Source organism: Sphingomonas colocasiae, from assembly GCF_019880585.1.
Classification (GTDB): Bacteria; Pseudomonadota; Alphaproteobacteria; order Sphingomonadales; family Sphingomonadaceae; genus Sphingobium_A; species Sphingobium_A colocasiae.
Map to the genome: position 1 here is coordinate 171,649 of NZ_JAINVV010000015.1, position 18,842 is coordinate 190,490.

Here is an 18,842-nt window from a genome sequence, read left to right on the forward strand (position 1 = left end):
TGCCCGTGGCGTCGCCCGCCCTGTATCGGGCAGACACCATGACCGACGATGTCCGCATATCGAAGATGCTGTCGCTGTGGCTGCGGCACAAGCCCGACGCGGCTGGCCTGACGCTCGACGCGCAGGGCTGGACCGATGTCGACGCCGTGCTCGGCGCGCTCGCGCAGGCCGGTACCGGCTGCGACTGGCAGCGGCTGCTGCGGATCGTGGAGGAAAGCGACAAGCAGCGCTTCGAACTCTCGGCGGACGCCGCGCGGATCCGTGCGCGTCAGGGGCATTCGGTGCAGGTGGAACTCGACTGGCCCGAAACCGCGCCGCCGGAATATCTCTATCACGGCACCGTCGAGTCCGCCCTGCCCGCCGTCCTGACCGATGGGCTGAAGCCGATGCGTCGCCATCATGTCCATCTCTCGCCCGATATCGAGACGGCGCGCCGCGTCGGCGCGCGACGTGGAGCGCCAGTCATTCTCACGATCAGAGCTGCGGCACTGCACGCGACGGGACAGAGCTTCCTGCTGACGTCCAACCAGGTCTGGCTGACCGCCCGGGTGCCGCCCGATCATATCGAGACGCCGGCCGGCTGATCCCGGCTTCAAAGTTTTACAAGCGCGGCATCATCGCCGCATCGCGCAGCCCGCGCCACACCCGTATCGCCTGTACCGTTTCGGTAACATCGTGCACGCGCAGGATCTGCGCGCCCAGATCGGCGCCGCGCAATGCGAGGGCGATCGATCCGGCCAGGCGCTGGTCCGCCGGTGCCTCGCCCGAAAGCGCGCCGATCATGCGCTTGCGGCTGACGCCCAGCATCAGCGGGCAGCCCAGCCCCTGGAACAGCGCCAGCGCGTTGATGAGTTGCAGGTTGTTCTGCACCGTCTTGCCGAAGCCGATGCCCGGATCGATCAGGATCTTCTCGCGCGCCACACCGCCGGCGACAACCGCGTCGATCCGCGCTTCCAGCCAGTCATAGACCTCGATCACGGCATCGGCGTAGCGATGCTCGCCATGCCCGCCGGCCTTGGGATCGGGCGAGTGCATCAGCACGACAGGGCAGCCGGCCTTCGCCACCACCTCCAGCGCGCGATCGTCCCACAGCAATGCCGCGACATCGTTGACCATATGCGCGCCGGCCTCGATCGCGGCCTCCATCACCCCGGCCTTGCGCGTGTCGATCGACACCGCGGTGCCGGCCAGCGAAAGCCGCTCGATCGCGGGCACGACACGCGAGATCTCGTCTCCCTCCCAGACCGCCGCCGCACCCGGGCGTGTGGACTCTCCGCCGACATCGATCAGCGCCGCGCCGGCCGCCGCCATCGCGACGCCGGCTCCCGCCGCCGCGACGGGATCATCCACATGCGCGCCACCGTCGGAAAAGCTGTCGGGCGTCATGTTGAGAATGCCCGCCACCTGCGGCTGATCGAAGCGGATCACCCGCTCGCCCAGCGACAACGGCGCGCGCGGCGCGGTCAGCCGCGCGCGGAATGCGGTGGCGCTTTCGGCCAATGCATCAGGCAGCGCCGCGATCGCATCGGCGACCCCGGCGACGGGCAATTGCGCTTCGAAAACCCGGGCGCCGCCCTCGACCAGGATCAACTCATAACCTGCGAACCAGTTCAGCCCGCCCGCGAGCCGATCCACCTGTCCGTCGCGCCCGACCGGGCTGTCGACGAACTGGATCGGCCGCAGATACACTTTCGCTCCGCTCCCCAAGGCGGGGAGCCCGGCGATCGTCACGGCTGGGTTGCCAGCAAATAGGTCTGCCGCAACGCGTCGATCGGCTTCAGCCCATTGGCATCCTCATAATGCCAGAAGGTCCAACCATTGCACGACGGCGCGCCCTGCAACGCCGCGCCGAGCTTATGGATCGATCCGCTCTCGGTGCCCGCTTCCAGCGATCCGTCGACACGGACCGTCGCCCGCCAGCGGCGGCGCGCATCGGTCAGCACGGTGCCGGGCTTGAGCAGGCCGTTCTCGATCAGCAGGCCGAAGGCGACCTTGGGTTGCGCGCGCGGCGACTGCATCGTCACCACGGCGGATTCGTCGAGCGGCAGCGCCGCCGCGATCCGCTCCTGCGCAGCTTCGATATAGAGGCCCTCGCGATCGATGCCGATCCAGCGCCGGCCGAGCCGCTTGGCGACCGCACCGGTGGTGCCGGTGCCGAAGAAGGGATCGAGCACGACGTCGCCCGGCTTGGTGCAGGCAAGCAGGATCCGATAGAGCAACGCCTCGGGCTTCTGCGTCGGATGGACCTTGGTGCCGCCCTTCTTCAATCGCTCCTGGCCGCCGCAGATCGGGAATTCCCAGTCCGAACGCATCTGCAGTTCGTCGTTCAGCGTCTTCATCGCGCGATAGTTGAAGGTGTAGCGCGCCTTTTCGCCCTTCGACGCCCAGATCAGCGTCTCATGCGCATTGGTGAAGCGCGTTCCCTTGAAATTGGGCATCGGGTTCGACTTGCGCCAGATGATGTCGTTGAGGATCCAATAGCCGGCATCCTGCACGGCGGTGCCGACGCGGAAGATATTGTGATAGCTGCCAATCACCCACAGGGTGCCATTGTCCTTCAGGATGCGGCGCGCCTCGGTCAGCCAATCGCGCGTGAAGCGGTCATAGGCGGCGAAGGTGTCGAACTTGTCCCAGTCATCGTCGACGGCGTCGACCTGGCTGCCATCGGGGCGAAACAGGTCGCCGCCCAATTGCAGATTATACGGCGGATCCGCGAAGATCATGTCCACCGATTTGTCGGGCAGGCCGCGCATATGCTCGACGCAATCGCCCTTCAGGATCCGATCCAGCGGCAGCTCGACTGCTGCCACATTGTGTCTGATCCGCTCGATAACCCCCATGAAAACCCCGCTTGAATTTGTTCGTGCGGCGGACCCTGAGTCAGCGCGAGTCTCACGTCAAGCAAAGGTTGGTTAATAAATTGTTTCAAGAGTCAATGGGCGATGCGGAACGAAACGAGTCCCCCACATGATCTAGGTTTTGCGCGAAGCTCGTGACTCAAGCGCTTGTGGTGTGGTTAAAAAGACTCAAATCGACAATGAAAGTTGTGAAATCGGCGCGAAGGACCGTCGATGGAGCGGCGTCGCCCCCAATCGGCGCAACGCGTCGAGATGCTGCGGCGCACCATAACCCTTGTTCGACGCCCAGCCATAACCGGGGAACGCTGCGTCGGCCTCCACCATCATCCGGTCGCGCGTTACCTTGGCGATGATCGACGCGGCCGAGATGCAGGGTTCCAGCGCGTCGCCACCAACGATCGCGCGCGAAGGATAGCGCCATTTGGGGCAGCGATTGCCGTCGACCAGAACCTCGGCGGGGTCGACGCCCAGCGCCTCGACCGCCCGGGTCATCGCCAGCATCGTCGCCCAGAGGATGTTGATCTCGTCGATCTCCTCGACGCTGGCGATGCCGACACCGACGGTGCAGTGCGCGGTGATCGTGGCGAACAGCGCCTCGCGGCGCGGGCCCGTCAGCTTCTTGCTGTCATCGACGCCGGCGATGCCCTCCGGACAGAGGATCACCGCCGCGGCCACAACCGGCCCCGCCAGGGGGCCGCGCCCCGCCTCGTCCACACCCGCGATCATGATTCGAGCCTTACCGCCTGATGACCCATCGGGCCATGCCCCGCGCCGAGCCCGGGCGCCGCGCGCAATGCCGCGCGGACAAAGGCGCGCGCGCGCGCGATCGCGGGTTCCAGCGCCAGGCCCTGCGCCAATCCGGTCGCGATCGCACTGGCGAGCGTGCAGCCGGTGCCATGGCTGTGGCGCGTCTCGATCCGGGTATCGCTCCAACGGGCGATCTCGCCATCGGGACCGAGCAACCGGTCGACCACCATGGCGCCCGGCAGGTCGCCGCCCTTGGCGAGTATGGTCACGCCGAAGTCGCAGGCGATGCGATCGCCGCCCAGCGCCGCGAGCTCGGGCGCATTGGGGGTGACGAGTGTCGCGATCCGCATCAGCCGTCCGAAAGCGGCGATCGTGGCATCGTCCGCCAGCACCGAACCGCTCGTCGCGATCATCACCGGATCGAAGACGATCGGCACGCCCGCAAGCACCTCCAGCCGGTCCGCCACCGCCTCCACGGTTTCGGCCGAACCGATCATGCCGATCTTGACCGCATCGACGCCGATATCGTCGATCACCGCATCCATCTGCGCCACCACCATATCGGCGGGGATGGCATGAACGCCGGTGACGCCCAGCGTGTTCTGCGCTGTGATCGCGGCGATCGCGGTCATGGCGTGGCCGCCGAGCATGGTGACGGTCTTGATATCCGCCTGGATGCCCGCGCCGCCGCCCGAATCCGAGCCCGCGATGATCAGGATGCGCGCGGTCACGCCTGGTGCTTCCGCTCCGTCGATGCCGGGAATCTCTCCAGCAGATGGGCGGCGCGGGTCGGACGCGGCCGCAGGTCGCCGCCGCAATTTGGGCAGCATCCAGCGAGCGGACCACCCGCGCAATCGCTGCAGAAGGTGCATTCGAACGAGCAGATGAACGCATCATCCACCTGTGGTGGCAGGTCGCGACCGCAGCGTTCGCAATCCGGGCGCATGGCGAGCATCAGGCGGCGGCGGCCTTCACCGCGTCACAGATGCGATCGACCAGCGTCTCCACCTGCGCGGCATCGTCACCCTCCGCCATCACCCGGATCACCGGTTCGGTGCCGGACGGGCGGATGACCAGCCGGCCCTTGCCCGCCAGCTCGGCCTCCGCATCGGCGATCACCGCCTTGACGTTCGCATCCTCCAGCGGTTTCCCGCCCTTGAAGCGGACATTCTTCAGCAATTGCGGCACCGGTTCGAACAGCCGCAGCAATTCGCTCGCGGGTTTGCCCGATTCGACGAGTTCGGCCAGGATCTGCAGCGCGGCGACCAGTCCGTCGCCCGTCGTGGCATAATCGCTCAGGATGATATGCCCCGATTGCTCGCCGCCGACATTGAAGCCGCCGGCACGCATGCGTTCGAGGACATAGCGATCGCCCACCTTGGTCCGTTCGAGCGTCAGCCCCTGCGCATTGAGGTAACGTTCCAGGCCGAGGTTCGACATGACGGTGGCGACGACGCCATCCCCCGTCAGCCGGCCCGCGCGCGCGAAACTGGTGCCGATCAGCGCCATCAGCTGATCGCCGTCGATGATCGCGCCGGCCTCGTCGACCACGATCAGCCTGTCGGCATCACCATCGAGCGCGATGCCGATATGCGCGCCGGAAGCGACGACGGCTTCCTGCAGCGTCTGCGGGGCGGTCGATCCGCAATCGCGATTGATGTTGAGGCCGTTGGGTTCGACGCCGAGCGCGATCACCTCCGCGCCCAGCTCCCACAGCGCGGAGGGCGCGACTGCATAGGCCGCGCCATTGGCGCAATCGACCACGATCTTGAGCCCGTCGAGCCGCAGATGATCGGGAAAGGCCGATTTGGCGAAATGGATATAGCGGCCGCGCGCATCCTCGACACGGCGGGCGCGACCGATCTCGGCGGCGGGCGCCAGTTGCGCGGGCGCATCGATCAGCGCCTCGATCGCGGCCTCGTCCTCGTCGGACAATTTATAGCCGTCCGGCCCGAACAGCTTGATGCCGTTGTCGGCGAACGGATTGTGGCTGGCCGAAATCATCACGCCCAGATCGGCGCGCATCGAACGCACGAGCATGGCGACCGCCGGCGTCGGCATCGGCCCGACCAGCACGACATCCATGCCGACGCTGGTGAAACCCGCCACCAGCGCCGATTCCATCATATAGCCGGAAACGCGCGTATCCTTGCCGATGACGACGCGGTGTTTGTGATCGCCACGCAGGAAATGCGCGCCCGCCGCCATACCGACCTTCATCGCGATCTCGGCGGTCATCGGCCAATCGTTGGTCCGGCCGCGAATACCGTCGGTGCCGAAGAATCTGCGAGTCACTGGCTTGGTCTTCCTCTACGCGATTCGAACTTTGCATTGCCCGGGTAGCTGCCGAGCAAGCCTAACGCCAGAGGCCGACCGCCATGCCGCCGAGCGGGCCATGCGCCCAGGTGGCGACCAGCCACAGCAGCACGCCGCCGGCGACCACCGGCCAGCGCGGCCACATCGCGCCCAATGCCGCACGCCCGGCAAAGGGGAAAAAGGCGGTGCGCGCCACCCAGCCCCGCCAGTTCGCCCCCATCAGCTTCGCCTTCTTGGCATCCTGCCCCGCGGCCCCGCCCAGAGCGAGGATCAGGATCGACGCGGTCAGCACCAGATTGGCGGGCGTCGCCCACATCCAGCCATGAACGATCGCCCAGAGCGCGAAGGACCACATCATCGGATGCCGCGTGATCGCGAACACGCCGCGCGGCGCCCAATCGGTCACTTTTGCTTCCGGCATCGCAGGATTGCCGACCAGCGATCCGGCCCACAGGATCGCGGCGAACAGCATCACCAAAGATGCCAGCATCCAGCCCCAATCGGGCGGCGCCCATAGCGGCGCCTGAGGCGGTACCGCGCGATAGGCGATCACCATCCAGACGAGACTGGCCAGCGCGACCAGCGAATATATCCCGAGAAACGGTCGCGCGCCCAGCCGCGCCACAAGCGGCGCGCGCAGCGGATGCGACAGCAGGAAATGGCTTCCCACGAACGCGACACACGCGGCGATCAGGGAAGCCATCGGAGTCATGCCGTATCTCCTTACCGCTCGTAGGCCTTGGGAAGCTGCCCTTCGCTTGCTGTGCGATAGCGATCCCTGAGCTTGGTCTGGCGCGATTCCATCGGCTGCTCGACGCCGTCGATCCAGACGCGTTCGGCCGCGCTCGACAGTTCCAGCGGATCGCCGTTCCACAGCACGACATCGCCGCGACGGCCCGCGCGGAGCGAACCGATCTCGCCGCCCAGGCCGATCGCCTCTGCCGGGGCGGAGGTGATCGTGGCGAAGGCCGCCGCCCAATCGAGCCCGGTCGCCCCCGGCACCTTGCCGAGCGCGACGAGATTGCCCGCATATTGGGTCGACTGGAACGCCATGCGCGATTCATTGTCGCCGATCATGCCGATCGACACCTTCACGCCCGCCGCCTTCATCCGCCCGATATTGGACTGGGTCGCGGCGAGCGTCTCGAAGCTGTCGGGCAGATCGTTGAGCGCGGAGGCGATGACGGGCACGCCCGCCGCCGCGATCTCGCGCGCGACCGTCCAGCCCTCGACCGCGCCGACGAGCACGAGCTTCAGCGCCGGGAATTCGCGGCGAAGCCCCAGCACCGCCAGGATGTCGCTGCCACGCTCGACATGAACGAGCAGCGGCATCGCGCCGTTGACCACCGGCACCAGCGCCGCCGCGTCGGCGCGCGGCAGGATCGCATCCTTGCTGTCGCCGTCATAGCCCGCCGGATTGCGCGCATAGGCCTGCGCGGCCTGAAGCGAGGAGCGGAACTGGAGGAAGGCCGCCGGGCGGCTGCCGCCCGCCTCGCGCGCACCCGTTTCGCCGAATTCGACGAACTGGAACGCGCGTGGGCGGGTCACCGCATCCATGTCCGCGCCCAGATCGATCACCGCACCCTGGCCGGCGAACATCGTCGCGCCGGTGCCCGGCGACACGACCGCGCGGGTCACGCCCTCGATCCGGTTGATCGCGATCGGCGTGCTGCGCGGATTGATCGCGGGCACGATGTCGATCGCGGCGGACCAGATGCTGTTGTTGGCGGCGACATCGCTGGTCTGGCTGACGCCGTCGACCTCGACGATGCCCATGCGCGTGAAGCCCGCGACGATGCCGGGCGTCACCCATTTGCCGGTGGCGTCGATCACCTGCGCCCCGGCAGGCACCGCGACATTGGCGCCGGCCGCAACGACGCGTCCGTTTGCGACCACCACGGTGCCGCGTTCGATCGGCGCGCTGCCGTCGCCGATCGCGACGGTTCCGCCTGTGATCGCGACGGTCTGCGCCGCTGCGGGCGCCGCGATCAGCGCAGTGCAAGCCAGAAGGAGAGCCCTCATTTCACGTCTCCTTCGCCGATCTGGCCCAGTTCGAAGTCACTCACCGGCCTGCGTTTCGGATCGCCCGCATCATACATCAGCGCCCCATCGATCCAGACGCGGTCGGGCCGGGTGTAGACGCTGAAGGGATTGCCATTCCACAGCACCACATCGGCATTCTTGCCCGGCTTCAGGCTGCCGGTCACATCGCCGATCCCCATCGCCTTGGCGGGATTCCAGCTCAGCCATGTCCAGGCGACCTCGTCGGAGACCTGGATGCCCATGCGCCGGCCATCGGCGAGCGCCTTGGCCGCTTCCTGGTTCAGCCGCTGGATGCCGTTGGCGTCGTCGGAATGGACGATCGCACAGGCGCCGGCATTGTGGACCAGCGGGATATTCTCCTTGATCGCGTCGTAGGATTCCATCTTGAACCCGTACCAGTCGGACCACATCGCCGCGCAGATGCCGTTCTGCCGCAGCAGATCGGCGATCTTGTAAGCCTCCACCGCATGGTGGAAGGTCGAGACCTTGTAGCCGAACTCCTTCGACATATCGATCACGAACGCCATCTCGTCGGCGCGATAGCAATGGTTGTGAACCAGGATCTTGCCGTCGAGCACGTCGGCCAGCGTGTCCATCGACGGATCGCGCGGCTGCGCCTCCCCCTTGTCGCGCTTGCGCTTGTACTCGGTCGCCCGCATCCAGGTGTGGCGGTTGACCGCCATATTGCCCATCCGGGTGGAGGGAAGCTGGTTGCGGCTGCCATAGACGCGCTTGGGATTCTCGCCGCACGCCATCTTCAGCCCCTGCGGCGCGCCGGGGAACTTCATCTGCTGCACGGTGCGGCCCGGCACATTCTTGAGCACGACCGAACGGCCGCCGAACAGATTGGCCGATCCCGGCAGGATCTGGAGCGCGGTGATGCCGCCATTGGCGAGCGCGCGGCTGAAGCCCGGATCCTGCGGCCAGACGCTGTGTTCGGCCCAGACCTGCGGGGTGACCGCGCTCGTCGCCTCGTTGCCGTCCGAATTGGCCTGGACGCTCGGCGACGGATAATCGCCAAGATGGCTGTGGATATCGATGATGCCGGGCGTCACCCATTTGCCGCGACCGTCGATCGCCGCGACATCGGCGGGGATCGGCGTATCGGGGCCGCCGATCGCGGTCACCTTGCCTTCGGACAGGAAGACCGTGCCGTTCTCGATCCGGCCGCCCTCGCCGTCGAAGACGGTCGCGCCGCGGATGACGGTCGCGACACCGGGATAGGCCTTGTAGGTCGACGGATAGGGATCGGCGACAGGTGCCGGCGCCGCCTTCGCGGGCGCGGGCTTGTCGCTCGCCGTCGCCGGCGGCTCGGACGCGCCGCAGGCCGCGAGCAGGATCGTCGCGGAAAGTACGTTCAGATGCTTATTGAACACCATGCATCCACTTCTTGATGAGGGGTGACAGGATAAGGAGGAGGACGCCGATGCCGGCGGACCAGAGGCCGATCGTCCAGAACACGCCGACATAGGTGTCGAGGCTGACCTTGAGGTTGGTGACCTGGCCGCCCACCGTATCGACGCTGGCGATCTGCGCGACCACGCCGGCGACATATTGCGCGACGGAGATCGACAGGAACCACACGCCCATCATCAGGCCGACGACGCGCGCGATCGAGAGCTTGGTGATCATCGACAGCCCGACCGGAGAGATGCACAGTTCCGAGAGCGAATGGATGAGGTAGAGGCCCGCCAGCCACCAGATCGCGACCTGGAAGCCCTCATCGGCGAAGCCGGTGCCCCAGACGAGCAGCAGGAAGCCCGCGCCCACGCCCATCAGCGCCACGCTGAACTTCACGGGCATGCTCGGTTCCAGCCCGCGCGCGGCGAGCTTGGACCAGAGGATGCTCAGCACCGGCGCGAACAGCACGATGAACAGCGGATTGAAGAACTGGGTCTGCGGCGCGGTGATGCTGAACAGGCCGAACACGCTGAGATCGGTATTGCGATCGGCGAACAGCGTGAGCGACGAGCCTGCCTGTTCGAACAGCGTCCAGAACACGACGTTGAAGACGATGAGGACCATCGCGACGACCATCATCTGGAACTCGGCCTTGCTGCCCTTGAGCGCCGACCAGATGAGGATGCCGGGCACGGCGATGAGGAAGGTGCCGAACAGCAGCTTGCCCATCAGCGGCAGAGACAGGACATAGCCGATCAGGCCCGATCCCGGCTCCGGCGGGGTCGAGGCCATCAGGTTGGTGAAGAGGAAATAGAAGAGCGGCACGCCCAGAATGGCGCAGGCATAGATGGTCAGCGACCGATCCCGCACGCCCTCCGGCGGTTCGCCGAAGCCGGCAAGCTTGCCGCCGTCGAACTGGATGAGCATCCACGAGCAGAACATGCCGAGCGCCGCCAGGCCGAAGCCCGCCCACCAGCCGATCGTGACCGCGAGGATCGGACACAGGAGCTGCGAGAAGAACGAGCCGAGATTGATGCCCATGTAGAAGATGGTGAAGCCCGCGTCGCGCCGCCGGTCACCCTGCTCGTAGAGCTGGCCGACCATGGTCGAGATATTGGGCTTGAAGAAACCGTTGCCCACCGAGACCATCGACAGCGCGATCAGCATGATCATCACATGGAAGGGACTGCGATCGCCGCCGGATTCGAAGCCGCCCTTGGCGACGGTGCGCTCGACCGCGCCGCCTTCGCCGAGCAGCGAGACGGTGCCGTCCTCATTGCCCTTGATGGCCAGCCGCTTGCCCTGGTCGACGAGATACTGGACCTCCTTGCCGCCCGCCGGGCGATCGACCTGGATCTCGTAGCGCTGCCCGTCGATATTGGCATAGGGCTTTGCGGTCTCGCCGCCGAAGCACAGCAGCAGATAGCCGAGCGACATGATGATCGCGCCGAACTTCACCGCGCGCTTCGATCCGAGATACTGGTCCGCCAGATAACCGCCGACCAGGGGCGTCAGGTAGACAAGCGCGGTGTAGCCGCCATAGAGCCCCGTCGCCTCGCGATCGCTGAACAGGAAATGCTGGGTCAGATACAGCGTGAGCAGCGCGCGCATGCCATAGAAGCCGAAGCGTTCCCAGGCTTCGGTTGTGAACAGCCGGGCGAGCTGGCGCGGATGGCCGAACCAGGTGCCGGCCTCCCGATGGATCCCGGCTTTCGTCGGATCCATCGGCGCCGCGCCCGGTTCGACGGGTTCGTCGTTGATGGTGGTCATGGTTTCAGGCGCTCCCCCTTGCAGAGCGGTCACGCCGGTTGAGCCGGCGCGATGTGCGGGGGAAACTAGCGCCGAAATCGCGTCTGTGAAGCCATTGTTGCAAATGCGACGGCCTGATAGGGGAGCGACCATGTTCAACGACCGCACGTCGCTCCTCACCCATCTGGCCACCCGCCGCTCCGGCAAGCCCCGCGACATGGTCGCGCCCGGGCCGGGCGACGACGAGCTCGCCGCCATCGTCGAACTGGCCTCGCGCACGCCCGATCACGGCAAGCTGGCACCCTGGCGGTTCGTCAGCGTGGCGGCGGACCAGCGCGACGCGCTCACCCGCGTCATCGTCTCCGCCTATCGCGCCGAACGCCCCGAGGCGGGTCGGCTCGAGATCGAGGCGATGGAGCAATATGCGCGCCAGGCGCCGTCGCTGGTGGTCGCCCTGTTCTGCCCGCGCGAATCGGCGACGATCCCGGCCTGGGAACAGGAATTGTCGGCGGGCGCCGCGTGCATGAACCTGCTCCATGCCGTTCACGCCCATGGCTATGTCGGCGGCTGGCTGACCGGATGGCCCGCCTATAGCGAGGCGGTTCGCGACGCGTTCGGCGCACATCCAGAGAAAATCGCTGGTTTCATCTTCATCGGCTCGCCGTCGCGCGCGCTGGAGGAACGTCCCCGCCCCGCCCCGGGATCGACGCTGACGCGCTGGACGCCGCCCGGCGATTGAAGCGTTGCCATTTTCGCGTCTTTGTGTATTATATCAGCATGACAGCGATCAACGGCGATGACACCCCGGTCTATCTCAAGCTGAGAGGCATGATCTCGGCGATGATCCTCGACGGCGACTATGTCGAGGGCGACCAGCTTCCGTCGGTCCGCTCCTTCGCCGCCGAGCACGGCGCCAATCCGCTGACCGTCGCCAAGGCCTATCAGAGCCTGCAGGATCGCGGCTTCGTCACCGTCCGTCGCGGCGTCGGCATGTTCGTCGCGGAAGGCGCGCTTGAACGGTTGCGCGACGAGGAGCGCGAGAGCTTCCTCACCCAGCTCTGGCCGCGCATCCACCAGCATATCGACCGGCTTGGCCTGCGCGCGTCCGACCTGCTGGAACGCACCGAAGCCTGACTTCCGATTACCGGCAAAGCCGTCGCTCCAGCGAGAGCCGGAGCGATGCAATGCGTCGAACATCATCAGGGCTCGACGATCATATGCCCCCCGGCTTTCGCCGGGGTGACATGCTGGACAAGGCGCAAACTCAAGCCGCGAACGCGGCCGCGTCCACCGAATAGAGGAGTTCGGCGCCCGCCAGCGCCGACGCCTTCAGGCCTGCCGCTTCCGGCACGACCTGGCCGACGAAATAATCCGCCGCCGCCCGCTTCATCGCCAGGAAGGCCGGATCACCATCGACGCCCGCCGCGATGCGGCCCTGACGCTCCATCAGCCAGCCGCCGACCGCGACCGAGAGCATGGTGAGGAACGGATAGCTGCCCGCCAGCCGATCATCGGGGCCCGAACCGGCGAGATGCGCGGCAACCGCCTCGACATCGTCGATCAGCGCACGCAGCCCGGCATCCTGCGCCTCGGCGCGCATGTCCGCGATCAGCGCGGCCAGCGGCGCGCCGCCGCCCAGGCCCAGCTTGCGCCCGACCAGATCGGCCGCCTGGATGCCGTTGGTGCCCTCATAGATGGGCGCGATGCGGATATCGCGATAATGCTGGGCGGCGCCGGTTTCCTCGATAAAGCCCATGCCGCCATGCACCTGCACGCCGAGCGACGCGACCTCGCAACCGACATCGGTGCCCCAGGCCTTGGCGAGCGGGGTCAACAGATCGACGCGATCCTGCGCGTCGGCATCGCCCAGATGCGCGCGGTCGAGCTGGCCGAAGGCGTAATAGATCAGCGCGCGCGCGCCCTGGGTCAGCGCCTTCATGCGCAGCAACATGCGCCGCACGTCCGGATGCTCGATGATCGCGACGGGATCGCGCGTCGCGCCGCCCGCGCGCGCGGACTGGATGCGCTCCATCGCATAGCCGACCGCCTGTTGCGTCGCGCGCTCGGCGATCTGGATGCCCTGCAGGCCGACATTGAGCCGGGCATTGTTCATCATCACGAACATCGCCGCCATGCCGCCAAATTCGGGGCCGATCAGCTCGCCAAGGCAATCGTCGTTGTCGCCATAGCTCAGCACGCAGGTGGGCGAGGCATGGATGCCCATCTTGTGCTCGATCGAGACGCAGCGGACGTCGTTATGCGTTCCGTCCGCGCGGACCTTGGGCACGATGAACAGCGAGATGCCGCGCGTACCCGCCGGCGCGCCCGGCGTGCGCGCCAGCACGAGATGGACGATATTGTCGGTCAGGTCATGCTCGCCGAAGGTGATGAAGATCTTGGTGCCCTTGATCCGGTACAGCCCGTCGCCGGTGGGCGTCGCGGTGGTGCGAAGCGCGCCGACATCGGATCCGGCCTGCGGCTCGGTCAAGTTCATCGTGCCGTTCCACTCGCCGGTGATCAGCTTGCCGAGATAAGTGTCGCGCTGGGCATCGGTGCCGGCCGCGATCAGCGATTCGATCGCCGCGGGCGTCAGCATGTTGATCAGCGAAAAGCCCATGTTCGCGGTGCCCAGATCCTCCATGATCACGGTGCCGAGCACATTGGGCAGCCCCTGCCCGCCATAGGCCTCCGGCGCGCTGATCGTGCCCCAGCCGCCCTCGACAAAGGCCTGATAAGCCTCACGGAATCCCGGCGGCATCGTCACCTTGCCATCCGCCCAGCGCGCGCCGATCTCATCGCCCGCGCGGTTGAGCGGCGCATATTCGCCCGCCGCGAACGCCCCCGCCCCTTCCAGGATCGCATCGACCATGTCGGAGGTCGCGGCGGCATAGCGTTCGTGCGCGGTCAGTTCGTTGATGCCGACCACATGATCGAGGACGAAGCGCTGTTCGGAAACGGGAGGGTTGTAGCTCATGGGACATCCGCTCTTGCCTGTGTGTGGCGCGCGCTATAGCGCCGGCTTGTGACCGGCTCAAATCCGCCATTCGACACCCATGTCCGCCGCTACGGCAAGGCCGCGATCGACGAGGCCGCGGCGCTGATCGGCCGTGGCCTGCCGGTCGCGATTCCGACCGAGACGGTCTATGGCCTCGCCGCCGATTCGACCGACGCCCAGGCCGTCGCGCGGATCTACGCCGCGAAGGGCCGGCCAAGCTTCAATCCGCTGATCGTCCATGTCGCCGATCGCGCCGCCGCCGAGGCGATCGCCGAACTCAACCCGATCGCGCATCGGCTCGCGCTCGCCTTCTGGCCGGGGCCGCTCACCATGGTTCTGCCGCGCCGGGCAGACAGCGGGATCGCTTCGCTTGCCACCGCCGGGCTCGACACCATCGCGATCCGCTGCCCCGCGCACGAGGCGATGCAGGCGCTGCTCGCGGCGACGGGCAAGCCGCTCGCCGCCCCCTCGGCCAATGCCAGCGGCCGGATCAGCCCGACGCGCGCCGAGCACGTGCTGGCGAGCCTGGACGGTCGGATCCCGCTGATCGTCGATGCCGGCCCAACGCGCCGTGGCCTTGAATCGACGATCGTCGCGCCCGAAACCGACCGCGTCCGCCTGCTCCGCCCCGGCCCCATCACGGCCGAAGACATCGCCGAAGCGGCCGGCCTGCCGATCGCGTCGGCCGGCTCGGGGTCGATCGAAGCCCCCGGCCAGTTGGCGAGCCATTACGCCCCCTCCAAACCGGTCCGGCTGAACGCGACCGACCGGCGGGTGGGAGAATGGCTGATCGGCTTCGGCCCGGTGACGGGCGACGCGACACTGTCGGCCGCCGGCGACCTTTCCGAAGCGGCGGCCTGTCTGTTCGACCTGCTTCACCAGGCCGATGCATCCCACGCGGCATCGATCGCGGTCGCGCCCGTTCCCGATACCGGCCTGGGCCGCGCGATCAACGATCGTCTGGGTCGGGCCGCCGTTCGAGAATAGGGCCTTCAACAACATCGATGCGGACGAGCCGCCCGCGATAAACCCGTAAATCCACCTGGCGCCGCCATCTTTACGCAGGCGTAACCAGGGTCCAGACTTCGGCGTCCTCCACATGAGGGGACTCGAAGCGGGAGACGATCATGACAATCGTACAACGTGGAATCGCGGAATTTCTCGGGACTTTCTGGCTGGTGTTCGGCGGATGCGGCAGCGCGGTCTTCGCAGCGGCCTTTCCGGAGCTTGGCATCGGCTTTGTCGGCGTCTCCCTGGCCTTCGGCCTTACCGTGCTGACCATGGCCTATACGGTCGGTCATATCTCCGGCTGCCATCTCAATCCCGCCGTGACCGTGGGGCTGTGGGCGGGCGGGCGCTTTCCCGCGGCGGACATACCCGCCTATGTCGTCGCGCAGGTGCTCGGCGCGATCGCTGCCGCCTTCACCCTCTATGTCATCGCCAGCGGTGCACCGGGTTACGACCTGGCGGTCAACGGGCTGGCCGCGAACGGCTTCGGCGAACATTCGCCCGGCAAATATGCGCTGGAATCGGGCCTCCTCATCGAATTGCTGCTCACCTTCTTCTTCCTGCTGGTGATCATGGGATCGACCGACAGCCGCGCGCCTGCCGGCTTCGCACCGATCGCGATCGGCCTGACGCTGACCCTGATCCACCTGATCAGCATTCCGATCACCAACACTTCGGTCAATCCGGCGCGCAGCACCGGTCCCGCGCTGATCCAGGGCGGCTGGGCCCTGTCGCAACTCTGGCTGTTCTGGGTGGCGCCGATCATCGGCGCGGCGCTGGGCGGCTTCGTCTACAAGATGCTGGGCGCCGATGCGACCAAACGTCCGCCGGTCGAAGGAGCGCCCTTGTAAGGCCCTTTTAGTCGCGGACGGACCGATGATGGAGGGGAGACACAGCCCCTCCATCGTCCCGCCCTTGCCCGATGACGGCACTCTGGTGTCTGCTGGCCGACACGCCGAATCTGCGAGGTCGAGCCGATGACATTGAAGGACGTGCTGGGGAAGCTCGAAGCGCTGGGCAACGAAAAGGTGCGCGCGCTCAATATCCGGAATGGCGCGGACGAACGGCAATATGGCGTCAAGCTGGGCGATATCCGCGCAATCGCCAAATCGGCCAGGCCGGATCACGCACTGGCCATGCAGCTCTGGGAAACCGGCAATCTCGACGCGCGACTGCTCGCGATCTTGTGGATGAAGCCCAGGGCGCTATCGGCGGCCGAACTCGATCTCATGGTTCGATCCAACAGGGTGATCCAGCTTTCGGACTGGCTCAATGCCTATATCGTCAAGCTCCATCCGGAGAAGGAAGCGCTGCGCCGGCAATGGATGGAAAGCGCCGATCCGATGGCGGCGCGGGCGGGCTGGAGCCTGACCGCCGAGCGGATCGCGAAACATGCCGAAGATCTCGACCTGGCGGCACTGCTGGACCGGATCGAACGACAACTGGCGGGCGCGGCGGCGGAGCCGCAATGGACGATGAACATGGCCCTCGCCAATATCGGCATCCATCACCCCGGGCATCGCGCCCGCGCGCTCGCGATCGGGGAGACGTTGGGCGTTTATCGCGACTATCCGACATCGCCAGGCTGCACCTCGCCCTTCGCGCCGATCTGGATCGACGAGATCGTGCGCAGGCAAGCGCCCCGAGCATAGACAGGGTCAGGGAAAAGCTCGACCTGAAGAAGGCCAGAAAGGCGCTCTTCACGGCACCCGTCGATCGCTTCGTGCCGATCGAGGTTCCGCAGGCCTCGTACCTGATGGTGGACGGCCATGGTGATCCGAACAGCGCCCCGGCCTACAGGCAGGCGGTCGAGAGCCTTTATGCGACGGCCTATGCGATCAAGTTCGCCAGCAAGGCGGAAGGGCGGGACTTCGTCGTGCCGCCGCTCGAAGGGCTCTGGTCCGCACGCGATCCCCATAGCTTCACGGCCCGACGCAAGGACGAATGGGACTGGACCATGATGATCATGATGCCGGACCATGTGAATGCGGCGCTGTTCGCGGCCGCCGAAAGCCGGGCCCGCGCGAAGCTCGGCCACCTTCCCGGCAGCCTCCGGCTCGAAAGCCTGGAGGAAGGCCTCTGCCTTCAGGCGCTGCATATCGGCAGTTATGACGATGAAGGACCGCTGCTCGCGCGGCTGCACGGCGAGGTCATGATTTCAGGCGGCTACGGCTTTGCCGGCCGCCATCATGAAATCTATCTCAGCGATCCGCGCAAGGTCGCGCCCGGGACGCTCAGGACGCTGATCCGCCAGCCCGTCCGGAAGATCTGAAGCTGCCTAATAACGGTCGTCATCATCCTCGCGCGCGCGTTTGCGGGCCTCCTTCTCGCGCTTGCGCGCTTCGCGGCCCTCACGCTCTTCCTGCTTGCGGATTTCTCGGCCGCGCTTCTCGTCGGCCTCGGACTGGCTGGTGGTGACGGCATCGACGCCGGCGCCGACCGCCTTGACCGGCAAGGTGACGATATCGACCGCGGTGCGGGCGATACATCCACCCAGCGCCAGCGGTAAAAGGGCGACGATGGCGACCCGCATGCCCGAACTCCTCTACGCGAAGCCCGCAGCATACAGGATTCGCCGATCCCGCGCTATCGCGCGAATAGCTGCTCGCCGAAGGCACGCACCGCCGGGCCGATATCCTCGCGCTCCATCGCCAGCGCCATATTGGCGTGGATGTAGCCGGCCTTGTCGCCGCAATCGAAGCGCCGCCCCGAAAAGGTCACGCCGTGAAAGGGCTGGCTGCCGATCATCGCCGCCATCGCGTCGGTCAACTGGATCTCGCCGCCCGCGCCCTTTTCCTGATGTTCGAGCACGCGCATCACTTCCGGCTGAAGGATGTAGCGGCCGATCACCGACAGGTTCGACGGCGCCGTGCCCTGTTTGGGTTTTTCGACAAGGCCCTTCACCTCGGTCAACGCGCCGTCGCGCGTGCCCGGCGTGATGATGCCGTAGAGATGCGTCTGGTCGTCGGGCACTTCCTGCGCGCAGATCAGATTGCCGCCCGTCCGCTCATAGGCATCGACCATCTGCTTGAGGCAGCCGGGGTTGCCCACCATGAAATCGTCGGCGAGCAGCACCGCGAAGGGCTCTTCATCGACGATGTCGCGCGCGCACCACACCGCATGACCCAGCCCCATCGGTTCCTGCTGGCGGACATAGGCGACCGCGCCCGGTTTCAGACGGGTACGATGGAGCAGCTCGATCGACTTGCCGCGGTCGCGCATCGTCGTCTCGAGCTCATAGGCGATGTCGAAATGGTCCTCGATCGCGGATTTGCCGCGCCCGGTGACGAAGATCATCTGCTCGATCCCGGCCTCGATCGCCTCGTCGACAGCGTATTGGATGAGCGGCCGATCGACGACGGGCAGCATTTCCTTCGGGAGAGCCTTGGTCGCGGGAAGGAAGCGGGTACCGAGCCCGCCGACCGGGAAAACTGCTTTGCGAACGCGTTTCATAGCCTGGATACACTCCCCAAAGACTGGCCGCGCTTTGATCAAACGATCGCGCCCAAGTCAATTTACGCTTTGCCCGCGCCCTCCCCAATGCTGGGTCGATGCGGCGGACGGACGGGAGGATGCGATGCGCGGTTTGAAGATTGCGTTAGGCCGTGAACTCATAAATTGAAAAGACTGGGTTGGTCGCCGTCATCGAGTGGACAGGCGTGCGCTTCGTGCGCAAAGTGAAGACATGAAAAAGCTGGCTGCAATCTATGAACGGAAGGGGAAGC

General features: G+C 66.4%; 20 protein-coding genes. 7 read left to right on the top strand and 13 right to left on the bottom strand.

The features are described 5' to 3' along the window. Positions 1 to 38: 38 nt before the first annotated feature. Positions 39 to 584 (top strand): RNA 2'-phosphotransferase, encoded by a 546-nt coding sequence (locus tag K7G82_RS28585; protein WP_222993797.1) that lies wholly within the window; start codon positions 39 to 41, stop codon positions 582 to 584. A 16-nt stretch (positions 585 to 600) separates the two neighbouring features. On the opposite strand, the gene folP is transcribed toward K7G82_RS28585, so the two are convergent. From folP to K7G82_RS28635, 10 genes are all read right to left on the bottom strand, one after another. Then, entirely contained in the window at positions 601 to 1,689 is a 1,089-nt protein-coding gene (gene folP / locus K7G82_RS28590) for a dihydropteroate synthase (protein ID WP_222993798.1), read from the bottom strand. 38 nt (positions 1,690 to 1,727) lie between these two features. After that, positions 1,728 to 2,840, bottom strand: a complete 1,113-nt coding sequence (locus K7G82_RS28595) for a site-specific DNA-methyltransferase (protein ID WP_222993799.1) — start codon at positions 2,838 to 2,840, stop codon at positions 1,728 to 1,730. Positions 2,841 to 3,026: 186 nt separating this feature from the next. Next, positions 3,027 to 3,584, bottom strand: coding sequence for a ribonuclease HII (locus tag K7G82_RS28600; protein ID WP_222993800.1), 558 nt, complete (start codon positions 3,582 to 3,584; stop codon positions 3,027 to 3,029). Continuing rightward, positions 3,581 to 4,336: a bifunctional hydroxymethylpyrimidine kinase/phosphomethylpyrimidine kinase gene (gene thiD / locus K7G82_RS28605; protein ID WP_343228672.1), complete on the bottom strand. Its 756-nt coding sequence runs from the start codon at positions 4,334 to 4,336 to the stop codon at positions 3,581 to 3,583. Before thiD ends, K7G82_RS28600 begins: the two co-directional genes overlap by 4 nt. Continuing rightward, on the bottom strand, positions 4,333 to 4,560 hold the full coding sequence (locus K7G82_RS28610) for a DUF1272 domain-containing protein (protein WP_222993803.1): 228 nt from the start codon (positions 4,558 to 4,560) through the stop codon (positions 4,333 to 4,335). Before K7G82_RS28610 ends, thiD begins: the two co-directional genes overlap by 4 nt. Then, complete coding sequence (gene glmM / locus K7G82_RS28615; RefSeq protein WP_222993805.1) at positions 4,560 to 5,900, bottom strand: phosphoglucosamine mutase; 1,341 nt, start codon at positions 5,898 to 5,900, stop codon at positions 4,560 to 4,562. Before glmM ends, K7G82_RS28610 begins: the two co-directional genes overlap by 1 nt. Positions 5,901 to 5,961: 61 nt before the next feature. Beyond that, on the bottom strand, positions 5,962 to 6,633 hold the full coding sequence (locus K7G82_RS28620; RefSeq protein WP_222993807.1) for an NnrU family protein: 672 nt from the start codon (positions 6,631 to 6,633) through the stop codon (positions 5,962 to 5,964). Between the two features lie 11 nt (positions 6,634 to 6,644). Further along, entirely contained in the window at positions 6,645 to 7,943 is a 1,299-nt protein-coding gene (locus tag K7G82_RS28625; RefSeq protein WP_222993809.1) for an amidohydrolase family protein, read from the bottom strand. Further along, positions 7,940 to 9,343, bottom strand: a complete 1,404-nt coding sequence (locus K7G82_RS28630; protein WP_222993811.1) for an amidohydrolase — start codon at positions 9,341 to 9,343, stop codon at positions 7,940 to 7,942. The genes K7G82_RS28625 and K7G82_RS28630 overlap by 4 nt, the downstream gene beginning before the upstream one ends. After that, positions 9,330 to 11,090 carry a peptide MFS transporter gene (locus K7G82_RS28635; protein WP_222993854.1) on the bottom strand — a complete coding sequence of 587 codons (1,761 nt, stop codon included), beginning with the start codon at positions 11,088 to 11,090 and terminating at the stop codon, positions 9,330 to 9,332. Before K7G82_RS28635 ends, K7G82_RS28630 begins: the two co-directional genes overlap by 14 nt. 175 nt (positions 11,091 to 11,265) lie before the next feature. Between K7G82_RS28635 and K7G82_RS28640 the strand changes: the two genes are divergently transcribed. Both K7G82_RS28640 and K7G82_RS28645 read left to right on the top strand, forming a co-directional pair. Next, entirely contained in the window at positions 11,266 to 11,853 is a 588-nt protein-coding gene (locus tag K7G82_RS28640; protein WP_222993813.1) for a nitroreductase family protein, read from the top strand. Between the two features lie 38 nt (positions 11,854 to 11,891). After that, entirely contained in the window at positions 11,892 to 12,248 is a 357-nt protein-coding gene (locus K7G82_RS28645) for a GntR family transcriptional regulator (RefSeq protein WP_222993815.1), read from the top strand. 130 nt (positions 12,249 to 12,378) lie between these two features. Here the strand turns inward: K7G82_RS28645 and K7G82_RS28650 are convergent, their stop codons facing one another. Beyond that, complete coding sequence (locus tag K7G82_RS28650) at positions 12,379 to 14,088, bottom strand: acyl-CoA dehydrogenase family protein (RefSeq protein ID WP_222993817.1); 1,710 nt, start codon at positions 14,086 to 14,088, stop codon at positions 12,379 to 12,381. Positions 14,089 to 14,136: 48 nt separating this feature from the next. Here K7G82_RS28650 and K7G82_RS28655 point away from each other — a divergent pair, with 48 nt between their 5' ends. The 4 genes from K7G82_RS28655 to K7G82_RS28670 all read left to right on the top strand — a co-directional run bounded on the left by K7G82_RS28655 (position 14,137) and on the right by K7G82_RS28670 (position 17,389). Continuing rightward, positions 14,137 to 15,096: an L-threonylcarbamoyladenylate synthase gene (locus K7G82_RS28655; protein WP_222993819.1), complete on the top strand. Its 960-nt coding sequence runs from the start codon at positions 14,137 to 14,139 to the stop codon at positions 15,094 to 15,096. A 140-nt stretch (positions 15,097 to 15,236) separates the two neighbouring features. Next, positions 15,237 to 15,968 (top strand): aquaporin Z, encoded by a 732-nt coding sequence (gene aqpZ / locus K7G82_RS28660; protein WP_222993821.1) that lies wholly within the window; start codon positions 15,237 to 15,239, stop codon positions 15,966 to 15,968. Between the two features lie 126 nt (positions 15,969 to 16,094). Continuing rightward, entirely contained in the window at positions 16,095 to 16,769 is a 675-nt protein-coding gene (locus tag K7G82_RS28665) for a DNA alkylation repair protein (protein WP_222993823.1), read from the top strand. A 71-nt stretch (positions 16,770 to 16,840) separates the two neighbouring features. After that, positions 16,841 to 17,389, top strand: a complete 549-nt coding sequence (locus K7G82_RS28670) for a GyrI-like domain-containing protein (RefSeq protein ID WP_222993825.1) — start codon at positions 16,841 to 16,843, stop codon at positions 17,387 to 17,389. Between the two features lie 6 nt (positions 17,390 to 17,395). Here the strand turns inward: K7G82_RS28670 and K7G82_RS28675 are convergent, their stop codons facing one another. Together K7G82_RS28675 and galU are read right to left on the bottom strand one after the other, a co-directional pair. Beyond that, positions 17,396 to 17,650 carry a hypothetical protein gene (locus K7G82_RS28675; protein WP_222993827.1) on the bottom strand — a complete coding sequence of 85 codons (255 nt, stop codon included), beginning with the start codon at positions 17,648 to 17,650 and terminating at the stop codon, positions 17,396 to 17,398. Positions 17,651 to 17,703: 53 nt separating this feature from the next. Further along, entirely contained in the window at positions 17,704 to 18,570 is an 867-nt protein-coding gene (gene galU / locus K7G82_RS28680) for a UTP--glucose-1-phosphate uridylyltransferase GalU (RefSeq protein ID WP_222993829.1), read from the bottom strand. Positions 18,571 to 18,842: the final 272 nt, after the last annotated feature.

What these genes read in the sequence shown, in the direction of transcription:
- K7G82_RS28585 (WP_222993797.1), top strand. Translation starts at nt 39, where the DNA reads ATGACCGACGATGTCCGCATATCGAAGATGCTGTCGCTGTGGCTGCGG.
- K7G82_RS28595 (WP_222993799.1), bottom strand. Translation starts at nt 2,840, where the DNA reads ATGGGGGTTATCGAGCGGATCAGACACAATGTGGCAGCAGTCGAGCTG.
- K7G82_RS28600 (WP_222993800.1), bottom strand. Translation starts at nt 3,584, where the DNA reads ATGATCGCGGGTGTGGACGAGGCGGGGCGCGGCCCCCTGGCGGGGCCG.
- K7G82_RS28610 (WP_222993803.1), bottom strand. Translation starts at nt 4,560, where the DNA reads ATGCTCGCCATGCGCCCGGATTGCGAACGCTGCGGTCGCGACCTGCCA.
- K7G82_RS28620 (WP_222993807.1), bottom strand. Translation starts at nt 6,633, where the DNA reads ATGACTCCGATGGCTTCCCTGATCGCCGCGTGTGTCGCGTTCGTGGGA.
- K7G82_RS28625 (WP_222993809.1), bottom strand. Translation starts at nt 7,943, where the DNA reads ATGAGGGCTCTCCTTCTGGCTTGCACTGCGCTGATCGCGGCGCCCGCA.
- K7G82_RS28630 (WP_222993811.1), bottom strand. Translation starts at nt 9,343, where the DNA reads ATGGTGTTCAATAAGCATCTGAACGTACTTTCCGCGACGATCCTGCTC.
- K7G82_RS28635 (WP_222993854.1), bottom strand. Translation starts at nt 11,090, where the DNA reads ATGGATCCGACGAAAGCCGGGATCCATCGGGAGGCCGGCACCTGGTTC.
- K7G82_RS28640 (WP_222993813.1), top strand. Translation starts at nt 11,266, where the DNA reads ATGTTCAACGACCGCACGTCGCTCCTCACCCATCTGGCCACCCGCCGC.
- K7G82_RS28645 (WP_222993815.1), top strand. Translation starts at nt 11,892, where the DNA reads ATGACAGCGATCAACGGCGATGACACCCCGGTCTATCTCAAGCTGAGA.
- K7G82_RS28650 (WP_222993817.1), bottom strand. Translation starts at nt 14,088, where the DNA reads ATGAGCTACAACCCTCCCGTTTCCGAACAGCGCTTCGTCCTCGATCAT.
- aqpZ (WP_222993821.1), top strand. Translation starts at nt 15,237, where the DNA reads ATGACAATCGTACAACGTGGAATCGCGGAATTTCTCGGGACTTTCTGG.
- K7G82_RS28665 (WP_222993823.1), top strand. Translation starts at nt 16,095, where the DNA reads ATGACATTGAAGGACGTGCTGGGGAAGCTCGAAGCGCTGGGCAACGAA.
- K7G82_RS28675 (WP_222993827.1), bottom strand. Translation starts at nt 17,650, where the DNA reads ATGCGGGTCGCCATCGTCGCCCTTTTACCGCTGGCGCTGGGTGGATGT.
- galU (WP_222993829.1), bottom strand. Translation starts at nt 18,570, where the DNA reads ATGAAACGCGTTCGCAAAGCAGTTTTCCCGGTCGGCGGGCTCGGTACC.